General features: G+C 66.3%; 12 protein-coding genes and 1 pseudogene. 7 read left to right on the plus strand and 6 right to left on the minus strand.

The window, feature by feature from the left end:
• Positions 1 to 8: 8 nt before the first annotated feature.
• Complete coding sequence (aceB, locus tag ACZYZ5_RS12485; protein WP_463902055.1) at positions 9 to 1673, minus strand: malate synthase A; 1665 nt, start codon at positions 1671 to 1673, stop codon at positions 9 to 11.
• Between the two features lie 105 nt (positions 1674 to 1778).
• Positions 1779 to 3092, minus strand: coding sequence for an isocitrate lyase (aceA, locus tag ACZYZ5_RS12490; protein WP_463902056.1), 1314 nt, complete (start codon positions 3090 to 3092; stop codon positions 1779 to 1781).
• Between the two features lie 169 nt (positions 3093 to 3261).
• Here aceA and ACZYZ5_RS12495 point away from each other — a divergent pair, with 169 nt between their 5' ends.
• Positions 3262 to 4743 (plus strand): helix-turn-helix domain-containing protein, encoded by a 1482-nt coding sequence (locus tag ACZYZ5_RS12495; RefSeq protein ID WP_463902057.1) that lies wholly within the window; start codon positions 3262 to 3264, stop codon positions 4741 to 4743.
• A 316-nt stretch (positions 4744 to 5059) separates the two neighbouring features.
• On the plus strand, positions 5060 to 6808 hold the full coding sequence (locus tag ACZYZ5_RS12500; protein WP_463902058.1) for a pyruvate dehydrogenase: 1749 nt from the start codon (positions 5060 to 5062) through the stop codon (positions 6806 to 6808).
• 97 nt (positions 6809 to 6905) lie between these two features.
• On the opposite strand, the gene ACZYZ5_RS12505 is transcribed toward ACZYZ5_RS12500, so the two are convergent.
• On the minus strand, positions 6906 to 7793 hold the full coding sequence (locus ACZYZ5_RS12505) for a hydroxymethylpyrimidine/phosphomethylpyrimidine kinase (protein ID WP_463902059.1): 888 nt from the start codon (positions 7791 to 7793) through the stop codon (positions 6906 to 6908).
• Positions 7794 to 7934: 141 nt separating this feature from the next.
• Here ACZYZ5_RS12505 and ACZYZ5_RS12510 point away from each other — a divergent pair, with 141 nt between their 5' ends.
• A complete protein-coding gene (locus tag ACZYZ5_RS12510; RefSeq protein WP_463902060.1) occupies positions 7935 to 9347 on the plus strand; it encodes an MFS transporter in 1413 nt (470 codons plus the stop codon).
• 111 nt (positions 9348 to 9458) lie between these two features.
• Here ACZYZ5_RS12510 and ACZYZ5_RS12515 read toward each other — a convergent pair whose 3' ends face one another.
• Positions 9459 to 10307 carry a DUF8692 domain-containing protein gene (locus ACZYZ5_RS12515; protein ID WP_463902061.1) on the minus strand — a complete coding sequence of 283 codons (849 nt, stop codon included), beginning with the start codon at positions 10305 to 10307 and terminating at the stop codon, positions 9459 to 9461.
• 211 nt (positions 10308 to 10518) lie between these two features.
• On the opposite strand from ACZYZ5_RS12515, the gene ACZYZ5_RS12520 reads away from it, so the two are divergent.
• On the plus strand, positions 10519 to 11214 hold the full coding sequence (locus ACZYZ5_RS12520; RefSeq protein WP_463902062.1) for a queuosine precursor transporter: 696 nt from the start codon (positions 10519 to 10521) through the stop codon (positions 11212 to 11214).
• A gap of 193 nt (positions 11215 to 11407) precedes the next feature.
• On the opposite strand, the pseudogene ACZYZ5_RS12525 reads toward ACZYZ5_RS12520, so the two are convergent.
• Positions 11408 to 12343 (minus strand): annotated as a pseudogene (locus ACZYZ5_RS12525) (type IV toxin-antitoxin system AbiEi family antitoxin domain-containing protein).
• A gap of 150 nt (positions 12344 to 12493) precedes the next feature.
• Positions 12494 to 13507 carry a LacI family DNA-binding transcriptional regulator gene (locus ACZYZ5_RS12530; protein WP_463902064.1) on the minus strand — a complete coding sequence of 338 codons (1014 nt, stop codon included), beginning with the start codon at positions 13505 to 13507 and terminating at the stop codon, positions 12494 to 12496.
• A gap of 153 nt (positions 13508 to 13660) precedes the next feature.
• Between ACZYZ5_RS12530 and ACZYZ5_RS12535 the strand changes: the two genes are divergently transcribed.
• The 3 genes from ACZYZ5_RS12535 to ACZYZ5_RS12545 all read left to right on the plus strand — a co-directional run bounded on the left by ACZYZ5_RS12535 (position 13661) and on the right by ACZYZ5_RS12545 (position 16997).
• Positions 13661 to 14839: a Gfo/Idh/MocA family protein gene (locus tag ACZYZ5_RS12535; RefSeq protein ID WP_463902065.1), complete on the plus strand. Its 1179-nt coding sequence runs from the start codon at positions 13661 to 13663 to the stop codon at positions 14837 to 14839.
• Positions 14836 to 15855 carry a sugar phosphate isomerase/epimerase family protein gene (locus tag ACZYZ5_RS12540; protein ID WP_463902066.1) on the plus strand — a complete coding sequence of 340 codons (1020 nt, stop codon included), beginning with the start codon at positions 14836 to 14838 and terminating at the stop codon, positions 15853 to 15855. The genes ACZYZ5_RS12535 and ACZYZ5_RS12540 overlap by 4 nt, the downstream gene beginning before the upstream one ends.
• A 116-nt stretch (positions 15856 to 15971) precedes the next feature.
• Positions 15972 to 16997: a Gfo/Idh/MocA family protein gene (locus tag ACZYZ5_RS12545; protein ID WP_463902067.1), complete on the plus strand. Its 1026-nt coding sequence runs from the start codon at positions 15972 to 15974 to the stop codon at positions 16995 to 16997.
• Positions 16998 to 17107: the final 110 nt, after the last annotated feature.

Genomic DNA, 17107 nt, shown 5'->3' on the forward strand with positions numbered 1-17107 from the left:
TAGCGGCCTTAGGCGGGGACGAGGGCGGGATCCTCCGTGGGGAGGTCTTCGCCGTCGCGCGCTTCATGCAGGAACCGGTCGTAGGCCGGAAGGGTCAGGAAGGCCGGGAACGCCGGGGTGAGCGTGACCTCCTCGAAGATGTCCCGCGAATCGGCGAAGCGGTCGCCTTCGAAGCGTTCGAGCTTGGCGAACTCCTCGTCCAGCATGTCCTCGACCCATTCGCGGGTGATGACGTCGCCCTGGTCCGTGATGGCCCGGGAGAAGATCCACTGCCACAGCTGCGAGCGGGAGATCTCCGCGGTGGCGGCGTCCTCCATCAGGTTGTGGATGGCCACGGCGCCGTTGCCGCGGAGCCAGGACTCGATGTAGCGGATGCCGACCTCGATGTTGTTCCGGATGCCCTGTTCGGTGATGGTGCCGGTGGTGGAGGCGATGTCGAGCAGCGCGCGGTCGTCCGGGGTGACGTCCTCGCGGAGCCGGTCCAGCTGGTTCGGGCGGCCGCCGAGGACGCCGTCGAACACTTCGCGGCAGACCGGAACGAGGTCCGGGTGGGCCACCCAGGAGCCGTCGAAGCCGTCGGCGGCCTCGCGGGTCTTGTCAGCGCGGACCTTCTCGATGGCGATCGCGTTGGCGTCGGCGTCCTTGCGGTTGGGGACGGCTGCGGCCATTCCGCCGATCGCCATGGCGCCGCGCTTGTGGCAGGCCCGGACCAGCTGTTCGGTGTAGGCGCGCATGAACGGCTGGGTCATGGTCACCTGGCTGCGGTCCGGCAGGACGAAGCGCGGGCCGCGGGTGCGGAAGTTCTTGATCAGCGAGAAGATGTAGTCCCAGCGGCCGGCGTTCAGGCCCGCGGCGTGGTCGCGCAGTTCGTAGAGGATCTCCTCCATTTCGAACGCGGCCGTGATGGTTTCGATCAGCACGGTGGCGCGGATGGTGCCCTGCGGGATGCCGAGCAGGTCCTGGGCGAGGACGAAGATGTCGTTCCACAGGCGGGCCTCGAGGTGGTTCTCGATCTTCGGCAGGTAGAAATACGGGCCCTTGCCCTGGGCGATGAGCCGGCGGGCGTTGTGGAAGAAGTACAGGCCGAAGTCGACGATGCCGCCGGCGATCGGGGCGCCGTCAATGAGCATGTGCTTTTCCGGCAGGTGCCAGCCGCGGGGGCGGACCACGATTGTGGGCAGCTCCTCGGCGGAGCGGAGCTTGTATTCCTTGCCCTCGGGGGAGGTGAAGTCGATGCGGCGTTCCAGGGCATCGGTGAGGTTGAGCTGGCCCTGGATGACATTGCGCCACGACGGGGTGGAGGAGTCCTCCATGTCCGCGAGCCACACCTTGGCGCCGGAGTTCAGCGCGTTGATGGTCATCTTCTTGTCCACCGGGCCGGTGATCTCGACGCGGCGGTCCGTCAGGCCGGGCGCCGGGGGAGCGACGCGCCAGTTCGGATCGTTCCGGACGGACTCGGTCTCGCGGAGGAACCGCGGGTCCTGGCCCTTGCCGATCTGCTGGCGGCGGTCCCGGCGGGCCTGCAACAGCTCCAGCCGCCGTCCCTTGGTCGCCTTGTGCAGCTTGGCAACAAATGCCAAGGCATCAGGAGTCAGGACCTCGCTCTGCCGGCAAATCGGCTGTGCGGTCAACGTAACCCCGTTGATGGTGAAGTTGTCAGTGAAGCTGTTCATGGGAGTTGCTCCTTGAATGTCCGCCGTTGCCCTATCACTTTTGGTCTCCAAAGGAGGTCGATGAGGACCAAAAGTGATAGGGCAACTGGCGGGAAAAGCCGGGGATTAGTGGAACTGGCCTTCTTCGGTGGATCCCACCAGAGCCAGAGTGGATGCGTTCGGGTTGAGCGCGGTAGCGATGTCGTCGAAGTAGCCGGTGCCGACTTCGCGCTGGTGCTTGGTCGCGGTGTAGCCGCGGGATTCGGAGGCGAATTCCTTCTCCTGCAGCTCGACGTAGGCGCTCATGCCTTCACGGGCGTAACCGTGGGCGAGGTCGAACATCGAGTAGTTCAGGGCGTGGAAGCCGGCCAGGGTGATGAACTGGAAGGTGAAGCCCATGGCGCCGAGTTCGCGCTGGAACTTGGCGATCGTGGCGTCGTCGAGGTGCTTCTTCCAGTTGAACGAGGGGGAGCAGTTGTAGGAGAGCATCTGGTCCGGGAAATCGGCCTTGACGGCTTCGGCGAACTTGCGGGCCAGCTCCAGGTCGGGGGTGCCCGTCTCCATCCAGATGAGGTCGGAGTACGGGGCGTAGGCCTTGGCGCGGGCGATGCAAGGTTCGATGCCGTTGCGGACCTTGTAGAAGCCCTCCGCGGTACGCTCGCCGGTGACGAATTCCTGGTCGCGCTCGTCGACGTCGGAGGTGATCAGGGTGGCTGCCTCGGCGTCGGTGCGGGCGATGATGACGGACGGGGTGCCCGCGACGTCGGCCGCCAGGCGGGCGGCGTTCAGGGTGCGGACGTGCTGCTGGCTGGGGATCAGGACCTTGCCGCCGAGGTGGCCGCACTTCTTTTCCGAGGCGAGCTGGTCTTCCCAGTGCACGCCCGAGGCTCCGGCCTGGATCATCGACTTCATCAGCTCGTAGGCGTTGAGCGGGCCGCCGAAACCGGCCTCGGCGTCGGCGATGATCGGGACCATCCAGTCCTCGACGGTCTGAACGCCCTCGGAGAACTCAATCTGGTCGGCGCGGAGCAGGGCGTTGTTGATGCGGCGGACCACGGTCGGAACCGAGTTGGCCGGGTACAGGGACTGGTCCGGGTAGGTGTGGCCGGAGTTGTTGGCATCGGCGGCGACCTGCCAGCCCGAGAGGTAGATGGCGCGGAGGCCGGCCTTGACCTGCTGCACGGCCTGGTTGCCGGTCAGGGCACCCAGGGCGTTGGTGTACTTGCCTTCCTTCTTCTCTTCGGTCAGCTGCTTCCACAGCTTCTCGGAACCGCGGCGGGCCAGGGTGTGTTCCTCGGAGACGCGGCCGCGGAGGCGGACGACGTCGGAAGCCTTGTAGTCCCGAGTGACACCTTCCCAACGCGGGTCGGCAGCCCACTCGAGCTCCAGTGCGGTGGCCTGCTGTTCGGGCGTCTGGGTGGGCTCAAATGCTGCAGTCATCTTTGTCTCCTTAGTGGGGCCCCGGGCCGGTCTTACTGCTTCCTCGCAGTGCGACTGGATGATCCGGTGCGGTGTAACTTTTCCGTAAGACCTACTTTTCTGTACTTTCAACCGGCTTTCTAGATGAAAAGAGTGGAAAGAAATGCACTTCTTCACGTATTCTCAATAAATGCACCCCACCAGTTGGAATCGTCCCGCCTCCGCCGCCTCGCCCGCCGTCCCGGAGGTGGACGTCATCAGCATGGGCCGCCGCGTCCGCCACCTCCGCAAGGCCGCCGGACTCACGCTCGATGACCTAAGCGCCACGGTGGGAACGGCCCCCAGCCAGCTGAGCCTGATCGAGAACGGCAAACGCGAGCCCAAGCTCGGACTGCTTCAGCAACTTGCGGCGGCGCTGGGCGTCAGCATCGACGAGCTGCTGGGCGCGGAGCCGCCCAACCGGCGCGCCGCGCTGGAGATCGAGCTGGAGCGCTACCAGCGCAGCCCCATCTACGAGTCCCTCAAGCTGCCCAAGATCCGCATCAGTTCGCGGCTCCCGATGGATGTGCTGGAGTCCATGGTCGGGCTGCAGCACGAGCTGGAACGCAGGCTCAACGAGCAGGTCGCGACGCCGGAAGAGGCCCGCCGCGCGAACGGGGAACTGCGCGCCATGATGCGCGAGCGGAACAACTACTTCCCGGAGTACGAAGCTGAAGCGCAGAAGGTCCTGGCCTCCGTCGGGCACACGAGCGGCCCGTTGTCCCATCACGTCATCGCCGACATCGCCGGGCACCTCGGGTTCACCCTCCACCACGTGGGCGATCTGCCGCACTCCACCCGTTCGGTGACCGACCTTAAGAACCGCAGGATTTATCTCACGCAGAACGGGCGCAGCGACCACGACCCGCGTTCGGTGCTGCTGCAGGCGCTGGGCCACTACGTGCTGGGGCACCAGACCCCCACCAACTATGGTGACTTCCTGATGCAGCGGGTGGCCACGAACTACTTCGCAGCCGCGCTCCTGCTGCCGGAGCAGGCCACGGTGGCGTTCCTGCAGAAAGCCAAGCAGGCCAAGGAGATCGCGGTGGAGGACATCCGTGACGCCTTCGCTGTGTCCTATGAGACCGCCGCGCACCGCTTCACCAACCTCGCCACCCAGCACCTGGACCTGCGGACGCACTTCCAGAAGACCCACAAGAGCGGCATCATCTACAAGGCCTACGAGAACGACGGCGTGACGTTTCCGCAGGACCACACCGGCGCCATCGAGGGCCAGCCGTCCTGCAAGAACTGGACTTCCCGGGTGGTCTTCGACGTGCCGGACAAGTTCTCCGCGTACAACCAGTACACCGACACCCCGGCCGGGACCTTCTGGTGCACGGCGCGGACCGAGCGCTCCGCCAACGGCGAGTTTTCGCTTTCGGTCGGTGTCCCGTACGCCCAGGTGAAGTGGTTCCGCGGCCGGGACACCACGGAGCGGTCCAAGTCGACCTGCCCGGACGAAAGCTGCTGCCGGCGCCCGCCGGCGGCCCTGACCTCGGAGTGGGCAGGCAACGCCTGGCCGTCGGCGCGGGCGCATTCGCACTTGCTCGCCGCGATGCCGCCGGGCGCGTTCCCCGGCGTGGACGAGACCGAGGTCTACAGCTTCCTGCAGGCGCACTCGGGCAGCTAAGGCGGCCGTTCCCGCGGCCCAGGACCGAAGTCGCCGGAAACTCTCCAGTTAGCCGGAAATACGAATATCCCGCGAAGTGGAGAGTTCCGGCGAACTCGCTGGTAGGGCTTGCGGCGAGCCTGGCGGGTGCGCAGGGGACAACTACCTATCGCGGCGACTTCATTTCCCGCTTACGATGACGGCGGGCCGGTCGGCCCGTTTCTGGGGGAAAAGGACCTGTCACATGCGGTGAGCAGCGGGTCTGGAAAGCGTTCCAAGGTCGGCGGACTATATTGGCCCTGTCAGCCCATCAACCTGATTGCGGGAGTGCCCACCCATGCCTGAGGAACTTGCAACCCAGCTCATCGAACAACTTCAAGGCGCCGGTGTGCAGCGCATCTACGGGATCGTCGGCGACAGCCTCAACCCGATCGTCGACGCGGTCCGGAAAACGGGCGGTACCGCAAAAGGCGGGATCGACTGGATCCACGTCCGGCACGAGGAGGCCGCCGCGTTCGCGGCTGCGGCAGAGGCGCAGCTGACCGGCCGTCTGGCGGTCTGCGCCGGCTCCTGCGGGCCGGGAAACCTGCATCTGATCAACGGTCTTTATGACGCCAACCGCTCCGGAGCGCCGGTGCTGGCCATCGCCTCGCACATCCCCAGCAAACAAATTGGCAGCAGCTTCTTCCAGGAGACGCATCCCGACCGGTTGTTCAACGAGTGCTCGGTGTATTCCGAGCTCGTCAGCACCGCCGAACAGGCCCCCCGGGTCATGCACAGCGCCATCCAGCACGCCGTCGCCCTCCGCGGCGTCGCCGTCGTCACCCTTCCTGGTGACATTGCGGGACTGGAAGCAGCCGCTGACGCTCCCTTGCCGGCGACGTTTGTGCCTGCCATCCTGACGCCGGCAGCTCAGAGTGTCCGGGAGCTGGCCGAAGCGATCAACGCTGCGGACAAAGTGGCGATCTTCGCCGGCGCCGGCGTCCAGGGCGCCCACGACGAAGTCATTGCGCTGGCGGAAGCCATCAACGCGCCGATCGGGCATTCGCTCCGCGGCAAAGATTTCATGCAGTATGACAACCCCTACGACATCGGCATGACCGGGCTGTTGGGCTACGGCGCCGCGGCCGAGGGGATCGAGGACGCCGATCTGCTGATTCTGCTCGGCACCGACTTCCCGTACGACCAGTTCCTCCCCGCGACCCGCACCGCGCAGGTGGACCGGGCCGCGCAGAATCTGGGCCGCCGGACCGGCGTCGACGTCGCGGTCCACGGCGACGTGCTGCCCACCCTGGCAGCCCTGATGCCGCTGGTGACGCCGAAGAAGAGCCGCCGCTTCCTCGATGCGATGCTCAAGAAGCATGACCGGCTGATGAACAAAGCCGTCGGCGCGTACACCCGGAAGGTGGAAAGCAAAGAGCCGATCCACCCCGAATATGCGGCATCGGTGCTGGACCAAGTTGCGGCGAAGGACGCGATTTTCACCGCCGATACGGGCATGTGCAACGTCTGGACCGCCCGGTACATCAACCCGCTCGGCACCCGCCGCCTGATCGGCTCGTACCTGCACGGCTCCATGGCGAACGCGCTTCCGCACGCGATCGGCGCCCAGTTGGCCTTCCCCGGGCGCCAGGTGGTGTCGGTCTCGGGCGACGGTGGGCTGTCGATGCTGCTCGGTGAGCTGATCACCGTTGCCGCGCACCGGCTCCCGGTCAACGTGGTGGTGTTCAACAACTCGACCCTGGGCATGGTCAAGCTGGAGATGCTGGTGGACGGGCTCCAGGACTTCGGCGTCGACGTGCCCGACGCCAACTATGCCGCGGTGGCCCGGGCCCTGGGATTCCATGCCGTCCGCGTAACTGACCCGTCCCGCATCGAGGCCGCGTACCGGGAAGCCTTCGCCCATTCGGGGCCCTCCCTGGTGGAGCTGATCACCGATCCCCAGGCACTCTCCCTCCCGCCGAAGATCAAGGGCGCCCAGATTCTCGGGTTCGCCACGGCGATGTCCAAGGTGGTCCTTAACCGGGGAGCCGGTGAGGCCGTCAGCATGGCCCGGAGCAACCTGCGCAACATCCCGCGGCGCTGACCACCCTCCACCTCGCCGGAAGCCGTCGGGTTCGCCGGAAGTTTCCGGCGAACCCGGTGTCTTCCGGCGAACTCGGCGTCGCGCCGCGCGAAAAGCCCTAGCGAGGGCCGCCCTGCCAGAGAGCGTCGAACGGCGCTCCCGAGGCCACCCGGTTTCGGATCCCGGCGGTCACAAAAGCCTTGGCTGTCCGGGCTGCCTCCAGCGGCGTCGCACCCTTGGCCAGTTCCGCCGTCACGGCGGCGGCCAGCGAGCAGCCGGCACCGGAGACTGCCACTTCGCCCACCTTCGGAGCGGACAGGACTTCCAGCGTCTCGCCGTCGTAGTAGACGTCGACGGCGTCGGGTCCGGCCAGGCGCACACCGCCCTTGGCGAGCACGGCGGCGCCGCTGAGCTCGTGGATCCGGACGGCGGCGGCCTTGAGCGATTCGAGGTCGGTAATTTTCAGGCCGGAGAGGGACTCGGCCTCGAAGTGGTTCGGCGTGACAAACGTGGCCAGCGGCAGGATCTGCGCCTTGAGGGCCTGGTCCGTATCCAGCGCGTGGCCCGGCTCTTGGCCCTTGCAGATCAGCACCGGATCCAGCACCACGTTCTTGAACGAAGCGCCGGCCAGTGCCGTGGCGACCGTCGAAATCGTCGCCGGACTGCCCAGCATGCCGATCTTTACGGTATCCAGCACGGACGGCGCCCCGGACGCGGCACCGTAGGCCGCCGTCGTCGCCTCAAGCTGGTCGGCGATGACCTGCTGGTCGATCGGAACGAAGCGGTGGTTCCAGTTGTCCTGCGGATCGAAGGACACGATGCACGTCAGGTTGGCGATGCCGAAGACGCCGAGTTCCTGGAAGGTCTTCAGGTCAGCCTGCGCGCCGGCGCCGCCGGTCGCCTCGGAGCCTGCGATGGTCAGGGCAACGGCGGGGGTGGCCGCGGCGGCGTCGGAGGCGGTGTCGGAAACAGCCGCGGTGGCGGAGTCAAAGGCGGTGGAAGTCATGGACCTATCCTGCCATTCCAGGAAAACCCGCCGCATTGTGCGAATGACCAATATGAACACAACCCACGTGGTCCGGATCACTAGGAATAGGCTGTCGGACGGTGTTGCCTCTTGCGGCGCCGGATCCAGGAAGGTTCATTGATGAGCACCCAGCTGTCCGAATCGGCACAGACGAGAAGAGCCGTCAGCAATATTCTCAAAGGCTCTGCCGGCAACCTCGTCGAGTGGTTCGATGTCTATATCTACACGGCATTCTCCGCCTATTTTGCCGTCCACTTTTTCAGCTCCAAGGACCCGCTGCAGAGCAACCTCGAAGCAATGGCGGTGTTCGCCGTCACGTTCCTGATGCGCCCGATCGGCGCTTGGTTCTTTGGCCGCTACGCGGACCGCAACGGCCGCAAAGCCGCGCTGACCCTGAGTGTGACCATGATGTCCGCCGGTTCCTTCGCCATCGCGTTGCTGCCCACCAAAGAGGTCATCGGTATCTGGGCGCTGGTTCTCCTGGTCCTCATCCGGCTGCTGCAGGGCTTCTCCGTAGGCGGCGAGTACGGAACCAGCGCCACGTACATGTCCGAGGCCGCCACCGCCAAGCGGCGCGGCTTCTTCTCCAGCTTCCAGTACGTCACACTCATCGGCGGGCAGATGCTGGCGCTTTTGGTGCTCGTCATCCTGGAACGCACCCTCGGCAAGGACGTCCTGGGGGAGTGGGGCTGGCGGATTCCGTTCGCAATCGGCGGCGTTGCCGCGCTCGTGGTTTTCTGGATACGCCGTTCCATGGAGGAAACCATCTCAGCGGAGCAGACTGCCGCCGCCAAGGCCGGGGCGACCGGCGGTGAAGCCCAGCCCGGAACGATGAAGCTGCTGTTCACCCAGCACTGGAAGTCCTTGCTGATCTGCATCGGTGTCACCTTGGGCGGCACGATGGCGTTCTACACCTACACCAACTTCACGCTGTCCTTCATGCAGAACACCAGCGGCATCGCCAAGGAAACCACGTCCGTCATCAGCTTCTGGGCACTGTTCATCTTCATGCTCCTGCAGCCGGTCTACGGAATGATTTCGGACCGCGTCGGCCGGAGGCCGCTGCTGCTCTGGTTCGGCATCTCCGGCGTGTTGCTGACTTGGCCGCTGCTCTCCGCGCTGGCCGGCACGAAGGATCCGTTCACCGCGTTCCTGCTGATGATGGGTGGGCTGCTGATTGTCGGCGGCTACACCTCGATCAACGCCCTCGTGAAGGCCGAGCTGTTCCCGGCCTCCATCCGGGCCCTCGGCGTCGGTCTTGGCTACGCGATTGCCAACTCGCTCTTCGGCGGCACCACCCCGCTGGTGGGTGCGGCGTTCCAGAAGGCCGGTCAGGTCGAAATCTTCTTCACCTACATCACCGTGGGCATCGGCATCTCGCTGTTGGTCTACATCTTCGCGCTGAAGAACAAGAACTCCACACACCTGGACCATGAACAGGGCCACGCGTGGGAGCCCGCTGCGGCCCCGGCTGTTCCGGTCGACGGCCGTGAGGACGACGACAAGGACCTCGTCGACGCCTCGCGCCGCTAGCTTTTGGGCCCCCGAACGGGCGGCCAGTACGACGACGGCGGGTTGATTGCTCCGGGACTTTGGTCCTGTAGCCGGCAGCCCGCCGTCGTCGTTCTGGCCCGCCGTCGTCGTTCAGGGGCCGGTGGCCGGTTCGATCTCCAGAAGGGGACGGTCGGCGACGCGGAACGTCGTCGACCGGTCAGCCATATGACGGTAGGCGATGAGGTGGGCCAGCGCGGCGACACCCAGCGCGATCCCGGTCATTTCCAGGGTTTCTTCAACGAGCGTGAGCAGGAAGAACTGCCAGGGCAGGGTGTCGCCCTGGATGAAAAGTCCGGACAGGGTTTCGACCCCGACTCCACCTGCCACAAAAATGATTCCGGCGGCCAGAAGGCCTGCCTGGGAGGTCCTCGGCAGGCCGAGGACCATCCGCAACAGAGCGAGGCAGATCAGGCCGGCAATGAGAACGCCAGGGATGACCCAGGTGAAGCCCAGCTGCAGGGGAAAGTACCTGGCCAGCTCGTTTCCAATCGCATCGAGGCGCTCGTGCAGTTCCAGGGTCTCGTCGATGGAGAAGACCATGCAGACAGCGCAGAACAGCGCCCAGGAGCCACGGTGCCGGGAGGCGCGGCGTGCGAAGTATCCGGCTAGGATTCCTGCGGCTATCCAGAGCCCGGCGCTGAACCAGGTCGGCAGATTGATTTCGCGCCCGACGTCGAAAAAGTAGAACCAGAACCGGACGGTTTCGACGGACTCCGGGGGTGACCATTGCGTGGCCAACGCCAGCGAGCCGCTGATTAGGGCCAAAATGACCACCGGAATCATGAGATAGGTGAAAGACCGCCACAGGCTGATTCTCCGCCAGGCCTTGGCTTCCCACGGACCTGCCGCTCCGTCGGCGCTGCCCTCGGAGGTGACGGTCGTGACCAGGCCGTCGCCGTGCCGGGCCAAGCCGCTGTCGTTTGGCGAATCGGAAGCCATGCCGAAATTCTAGCGGGGCGGCGTGCCTGCAGCCGGGAGGCGGCCCCCGCGGTCCGCAACTCCAGCAACAACCCCGGGCAGCGGGTGAGAGAATGATAGACGGTTCCGGCGGCTAGTTCTCCGGACCCGTCCAGTGCTAATACAGCCGGCTGCCCAGTGTGGTCCTCCCCGAGGATCCGGCGCCGAGCGAACCACTATGAATGGAATACCCATGACTACCGCCCAGACGTTCCCGGCCCCAGCGCCGCCAAAGTTCGCCTCAATCGGTTCCTCCTACTTCGGCATCCTGCTGGCCGTCATGGCCGTGGTGCTGATCTTGTCCAACATCGGGGCGTCGAAAGGTGTGGCGATCGGCCCGGTCATCACCGACGGCGGCTTCTTCCTCTTCCCGCTGGCCTACATCCTCGGGGACGTCATCAGCGAGGTCTACGGCTTCAAGGTGGCTCGCAAGGCCATCATCACCGCCTTCGCGCTGTCGGTCTTTGCATCGCTCTGCTACTGGATCATCATCGCCTTGCCGGGCTTCGACGACGACTTCGGTGTTGCCAAGCAGGCTGCGCTGGAAGGCGCGCTGGGCCCGGTTCCGCAAATTGTGCTGGCCTCCCTGCTGGCGTTCCTGGCCGGACAGACCATCAACGCGTGGATCCTCGTGAAGATGAAGGCGCGTACGGGGGAGAAGTCCCTCTGGGCGCGCATCATGGGGTCCTCGGTCGCCGGGGAGTTCGTGGACACCCTGATCTTCTGCAGCATCGCCGCCTCCGTGATCGGGATTACCGACGTCGGTACGTTCGTGAATTACGTCGTCGTGGGTTTCCTTTACAAGACCCTGGTGGAGTTCCTCTTCGTCCCGGTCACCGCGGCCGCGATCGGCTGGATCAAGAAGCGCGAACCGAGCTACGGGGCGTAGGGCTCCCGCCAGCGGTTCGGCCGGCGCGGCGCTCCCTTGGCGACATGGCCGGTCCCAGCTGGCGGGTTAGGCCGCGGGGTCCTGAACTCCAGGTCGCCGGTTAGCTGCGGGGCCCTGAGGCCCAGGTCGCCGGTTAGCTGCGGCGTCGCCGTTGCCGTCCGGCGACACCGCAGCGTATCGGCGAGTTCGCGGCTCAGGGCCTTGGACGGCCAGCCAGCGCGCGAAGAATGCGGTTCTTGAATTCCTGCTCCCGGAAGAGGTCCTTCCACTCAACGCGAAGAAACCGCCAGCCTTCCTCCTCCAGGGCCTTCTCCCGGCGCCGTTCCTCAAAGAGCACCTCGGGTGTCGGTCTGTAGTCGAAGTACTTGGTCCTGCCTCGAACTCGAGAGCGACCTTCTCCTCCTTCCACGCTAAGTCCAGGCGATGCCGCCCGGCGCGGCTTGACACCTCAAACTGCGGCACCGGGGGCCTGATCCGTAGCCGGAGAATCAGCTCTCGACTCAGGCTTTCGCCGGGGATTCGGACCGCGGATCGGCCGTGGCCAGGACGCGGCGGAACGTCCGGATCCCCCGACGGCCGTCCAGCGCGTCTGCCATGGTCTGCAGGGCGGATGGGTCCGCGCCCAGCCGGAGCGCATGGTCCGTGAGGATCAATGCCTGTCTGTAGCGCAGCATCATGGCGCAGTCAGCAACGGTGCGCTCCAGGGACGTGGTTCGCAGTCCGTTGACAACAGCGACGTCGTGATCGGCGAAGGGACGGGTGTGGCAGCGGACGTCCCTGCCGTGGCGCTCGTTCGACGGGCGCACCTTCTGGAGGATATGGATGGCGTCATCCACGTCCCACAGGTGAAGCCGGCGGAGGCGCGCTGCCGACGTGTGGCTATAGAGGAATTGGCCAGTCGACGTCGTCCGCGTACCGTGGGCATGCGCATAAATGAGCTGCCTGCTCCAACCCTCGGGGACTGAGCGAGCCACCCGCTGGCCCGAATGTAGCAGCCGTGTCGGAGCCGGACGAGGTTGCCCGACTCCTGGAGCGAGCGGATGGCACGCGAGCCATAACCGAGGTCCAGCAGTTGCTCGGTGCGCCAGAGGTTGCCCGTCGTCGGCAATTCAAGAAGGCGGATCGTCATACGACCAGCTTCAGTTGCCCAAATGCTCGGATGACAGGCTCCGACGTCGCTATGTGGAAAACGCGGGATCGCCGAAGGGTCGCCCGTTCGCCGCAAGTTTTCGGCGACTCCGGGTGCATCCGGCGATTTCAGCGGAGCGGAGACGGCCCGTCAGCGGGAAACGCGGGTTGTGGTGCCGCGGACGATGAGGGCCGGCTCGATCAGCTTGCGCTCGGGTTCGAGGGTCGGGTCCTGGATCCGTGCCAGCAGCGTGTTGGCGACATCGACGCCGACAAGGTCGCTGCGGTTGTCCACGGACGACATGTCCAGGTACCGCGACTTGGCCAGCTGGGAGTTGTCGTAGCCGATCACGGAGAGGTCCGCCGGGACGGACAGGCCGCGTGCCCTGGCGGCGGCGAGGGCACCCAGGGCCATGGTGTCATTGGCCGCGAATAGGGCTGTTGTGTCTGGATGGTGGTCGAGAATCCAGCCGGCGGCCGCGTAGCCGTCCTCCTCGGACGTCCCCTGGGATTCGCCGGCAATCCGGGCCTCGACGCCGGCCTCCACGATGCGGCTGGCGAACCCGTCGCGCCGGTGGGCGGCGGCGCCGCCGGAGCCCGAGAGGTGTCCGATCCGCGTGTGGCCAAGCTCCAGCAGGTGGCCAGCGGCCACGCGGCCGCCCTCGTCGTCGTCATTCGTGATGAGACTTGCCCCGGCGGGGACCCCGTCCCGCCAGCCCGCGACGACGGCGGGAACCCAGGTTCCGGCCATCATCGACTCACTAGGCTCGGCGGCGATCACGAGGCCCGCCACGTGCATGGACAGCAGGCCCTCCGTGGCCTCGGTGATGCGGTTCTCGCCCGGGCGAGAATCCGCGAGGGTGACCTGGTAGCCGTGGGGGGAGAGCGCCGATTCCAGCCCGCGCAGCAGGTCCACGAACCAGAGGTTCCGGAAGTCTTCAATCACCAGCCCGATGCTCTTGGTCTGGCTGCTGGCGAGCGTCGTGGCCGCACGGCTGGGCCGGTAGCCCAGCTCCGACATGGCCACCAGGACTGCCGCCCGGCGCTTCTCGCTGACCTTCGACGGGTTTTGCAGCACGAGTGACACCAGCGACGGGGAGACACCGGCCCTTTTGGCGACGTCATAGATCGTCGGGCGCCGGATTCGGGCGGGGTTCAGCGTCATCTGCAGAGCCTTTCATGTCTCTCCGAGGGTAACCGATCAACCATTGACAGGACATATTCACATAGCTACGCTTTTGTTCAGCGCGAGTTTTTGTAGCGCTCCAATTTTAGCGGACCGGGCCGGTGGCCTGGCCGAATTTCAAAGGAGAAATCGATGGCTGACAGTCTAGGAGTCGCCGTAATCGGCGCCGGCATGGCAGGCAAGGCCCACGCGGCCGCGTACCGCACGGCATCGGCACTCTACAGCCCGGTCCTTCCGCCCATCCGGCTGGTATCCATCGGTGATGTCAACGCCGAGTTCGGCTCCCTGGCTGCGAAGCGTTTTGGCTACGAACGCAACGACACCTCGTGGCAGGCGATCGCCGAGGCCGATGACATTGATGTCGTCAGCGTCGTGATCGCGAACTCCCTCCACCGGGAGGTTGTGGAAGGTCTGCTGGCCGCCGGGAAGCACGTGCTGTGCGAAAAGCCGCTCAGCGACTCAATTGAGGACGCCCGTGCCATGGCTGAGGCCGTCAACAACGCCGGCTCTATCGCCCGGATCGGGTTCACCTTCCGTCGCACGCCGGGCATCGCGTACATCCGCGACCTCATCCGGTCCGGTGTCCTGGGCAACGTTCTGCACTTCAGCGGACGCTACTGGACCGACTACGGTTTCAGTCCCTCGGCCCCCATGAGCTGGCGCTACAAGGGCGGCCCCGGCTCGGGCGCGCTGGCCGACGTCGGAAGCCACCTGACATATGTCGCCGAATTCCTCTGCGGCGATATCAAGTCCATCAGCGGAGGCCGCCTCAGCACAGTGATCGGCAAGCGCCCGCTGCCGCTCGGCGCCGTCATGGGCCATGACCACGCTGCCGTCAGCGACACCTTCGAGCCCGTCGAAAACGACGACTACGCCGTGTTCTCCGCCGAATTCGAGAACGGTGCCGGCGGCTTCGAGGTCTCGCGCGTCGCGGCGGGGCACGCCAACAGCCTCATCTTCGAGGTCTTCTGCGAGAACGGCGCCGCCAGGTTCGACCAGCGCAGGCCCGCGGAGATCGAACTGTTCCTCAACGACGGACCGGCCAACGAGAACGGCTACCGCCAGGTCATCCTCGGCCCCGGCCACCCCTACATCGCCGGCGGCCTGGCCATGGACGCGCCCAGCGTCGGCTTCGGCCAGAACGACGCCTTCGGCTACCAGGCCAGGGCGTTCCTCGAGGAAGTCGCGGGCCTCAGCGAGGAATCCTCGCTGCCGCGCTGCGCCACGTTTGACGAGGGCGTGCGCAACATGGAAGTGCTCGGCGCGGTCACCGAATCCGCCCTCAACAACGGAAAGAAAGTCACGATATGAAACTCGGTGTCTACAACGCCATCCTGCATGACCGGCCCCTTCCCGAAGCGCTCAAGGTCATCGCCGGCCTGGGGCTGACCGGCATCGAAATCAACACGGGTGGATTCCTGCCGGCCGTCCACGTCCCCACCATGGACCAGATCCTGGAAAGCGACGCGGCCCGAGACGACTACCTCGCCATCTTCGAGGGGACCGGTGTCTCGATCGCCGGCCTGAACTGCAACGGCAACCCGCTGCACCCCAAGCGTGAGATCGGCGAGAAGCATGCCGAGGACATTCGCCGTTCCATCCGTCTGGCCCACCGGCTGGGGCAGGACCGCGTGGTCACCATGTCCGGCCTGCCCGGCGGGGAACCCGGGGCCACCACGGTCAACTGGGTCGTCAACGCCTGGAACTCAGCGGCCCTGGACGTGCTCGACTACCAGTGGGGCATCGCGGCCGACTTCTGGAAGGAATCCGACCGGCTCGCGGCCGACCACGGTGTGAAGGTCGCCCTCGAACTGCACCCGCAGAACATCGTGTTCAACACCGCCGACGTCCACAAGCTCATCGAGCTCACCGGCGCGACCCATGTCGGCGTCGAGCTGGACGCGTCGCACCTCTTCTGGCAGCAGATGGATCCGGTCGCGGTGGTCCGCGAACTCGGCCCGCTGGTCTTCCAGGCCGCAGCGAAGGACGTCCGCATCAACACCGGCAACGCTGCGCTCTACGGTGTCCTCGACAACAGCTTCCGCCGGGTCTCCCCGGAGGAAAACCGCACCAATCTCGGCGGCGACGAGTGGGCGAACGAATGGCCCAAGGACTCGGCGTGGGACTTCGTGGCCCTGGGGCGCGGGCACGACACCGCCTACTGGACCGAGTTCCTGCGCGCGCTGTATGAGGTGGACCCGGACATGCTCGTCAACATCGAGCACGAGGACGTGTCCCTGGGCCGGATCGAGGGCCTGCAGGTGGCGGCCAAGGTCCTGCGCGACGCCGACTCGGCGCTCTCGGCGTCGCTGCACCTCACGAACTGACGGCCCGGCACAGCACGAGGTTGCCGGAGGCTGCGGGGTCGCCGGAAACTTCCGGCGACCCCGCAGCCTCCGGCAACTTCGACGGCGGGCACCCCGAACAGATAGGACGACCACGCGTGCGAATCGGAATTGTCGGCTACGGAGCCGGCGGCAGGTACTTTCACGCCCCTTTCATCGAGGCGGCCGACGGCGTCGAACTCGCCGGAGTCGTGGCGCGTTCGCCGGACAAACGCGCGGAGGTCGCCGCGGATTATCCCGGCCTTCCGGTTTACGGGAGCCTGGCGGAGATGCTCGAGGCCGGGGTGGACGCCGTCACCATCACAACGCCCCCGCACACGCGCCGTGAACTGGTGCTCGAGGCCGTCGCGGCAGGCGTCCACGTCGTGGCGGACAAACCGTTCGCTCCCGATGCCGCCACTGCGCGGGAGTTTGCCGAGGCCGCCCAACGGGCGGGCGTGGTCCTGAACGTCTACCACAACCGCCGCCGCGACGCGGATATCCTCACCCCGGCCGGGGTCGTTGCCTCGGGCGAGCTCGGGGAGGTGTGGCGGGTGCATTCGATCATGGACCAGGACGGTGCCGCCACCCTCGAGGCCGGTGCCGCGGGCGGACTCCTGCGCGACCTGGGCAGCCACCTCGTGGACCAGATGCTGTGGCTGTTGGGCCCGGCAACCCACGTCTACGGCACCCTCGACTGGACCGACCGCTTCGGCGAAACCACCGACTGCGGCTTTTTCGTGACCCTGACCCACGCGTCCGGAGCCGTCTCGACGGTTTCGGCCAGCAAACTCAACCACTCCACCACGCGTGAACTGCGCGCCTACGGCAGCAATGGCAGCTACATTGCCTCGGGCGCCGACGTCCAGGCCGAGGCCCTGGCCGCAGGCCGCCGCCCGGCCCTGGAGCCGGCCACATGGGGGATCGATGTTCCGGAAAACCGGGGAACCCTGGCGGTAGCCGGCGGCCGCTCACTGGTGGCCTCGGAACAGGGCAATTATGCCGCGTTCTACACCGGGTTCGCCCGCGCGGTCCGGGACGGCGGACCCGGACCGGTGCCGGCCGCCGAAGGGGTTCGGACCCTCGAGGTCCTCGACGCCGCCCGGCGCAGCGCGCTGGCGAACGTGGTAGTAGAGCTGGGTTGACCGGCGCCCGGCTGTAGCGGGCCGCCGTCGTCCGGGCAGAACACGCGAGGTCGCCGGAACGATGCGGGGTCGCCGTAGCGTTCCGGCGATCGGGCATGTCTCCGGCGAGT

The sequence above is a fragment of the Pseudarthrobacter ribosi genome, from assembly GCF_055412865.1.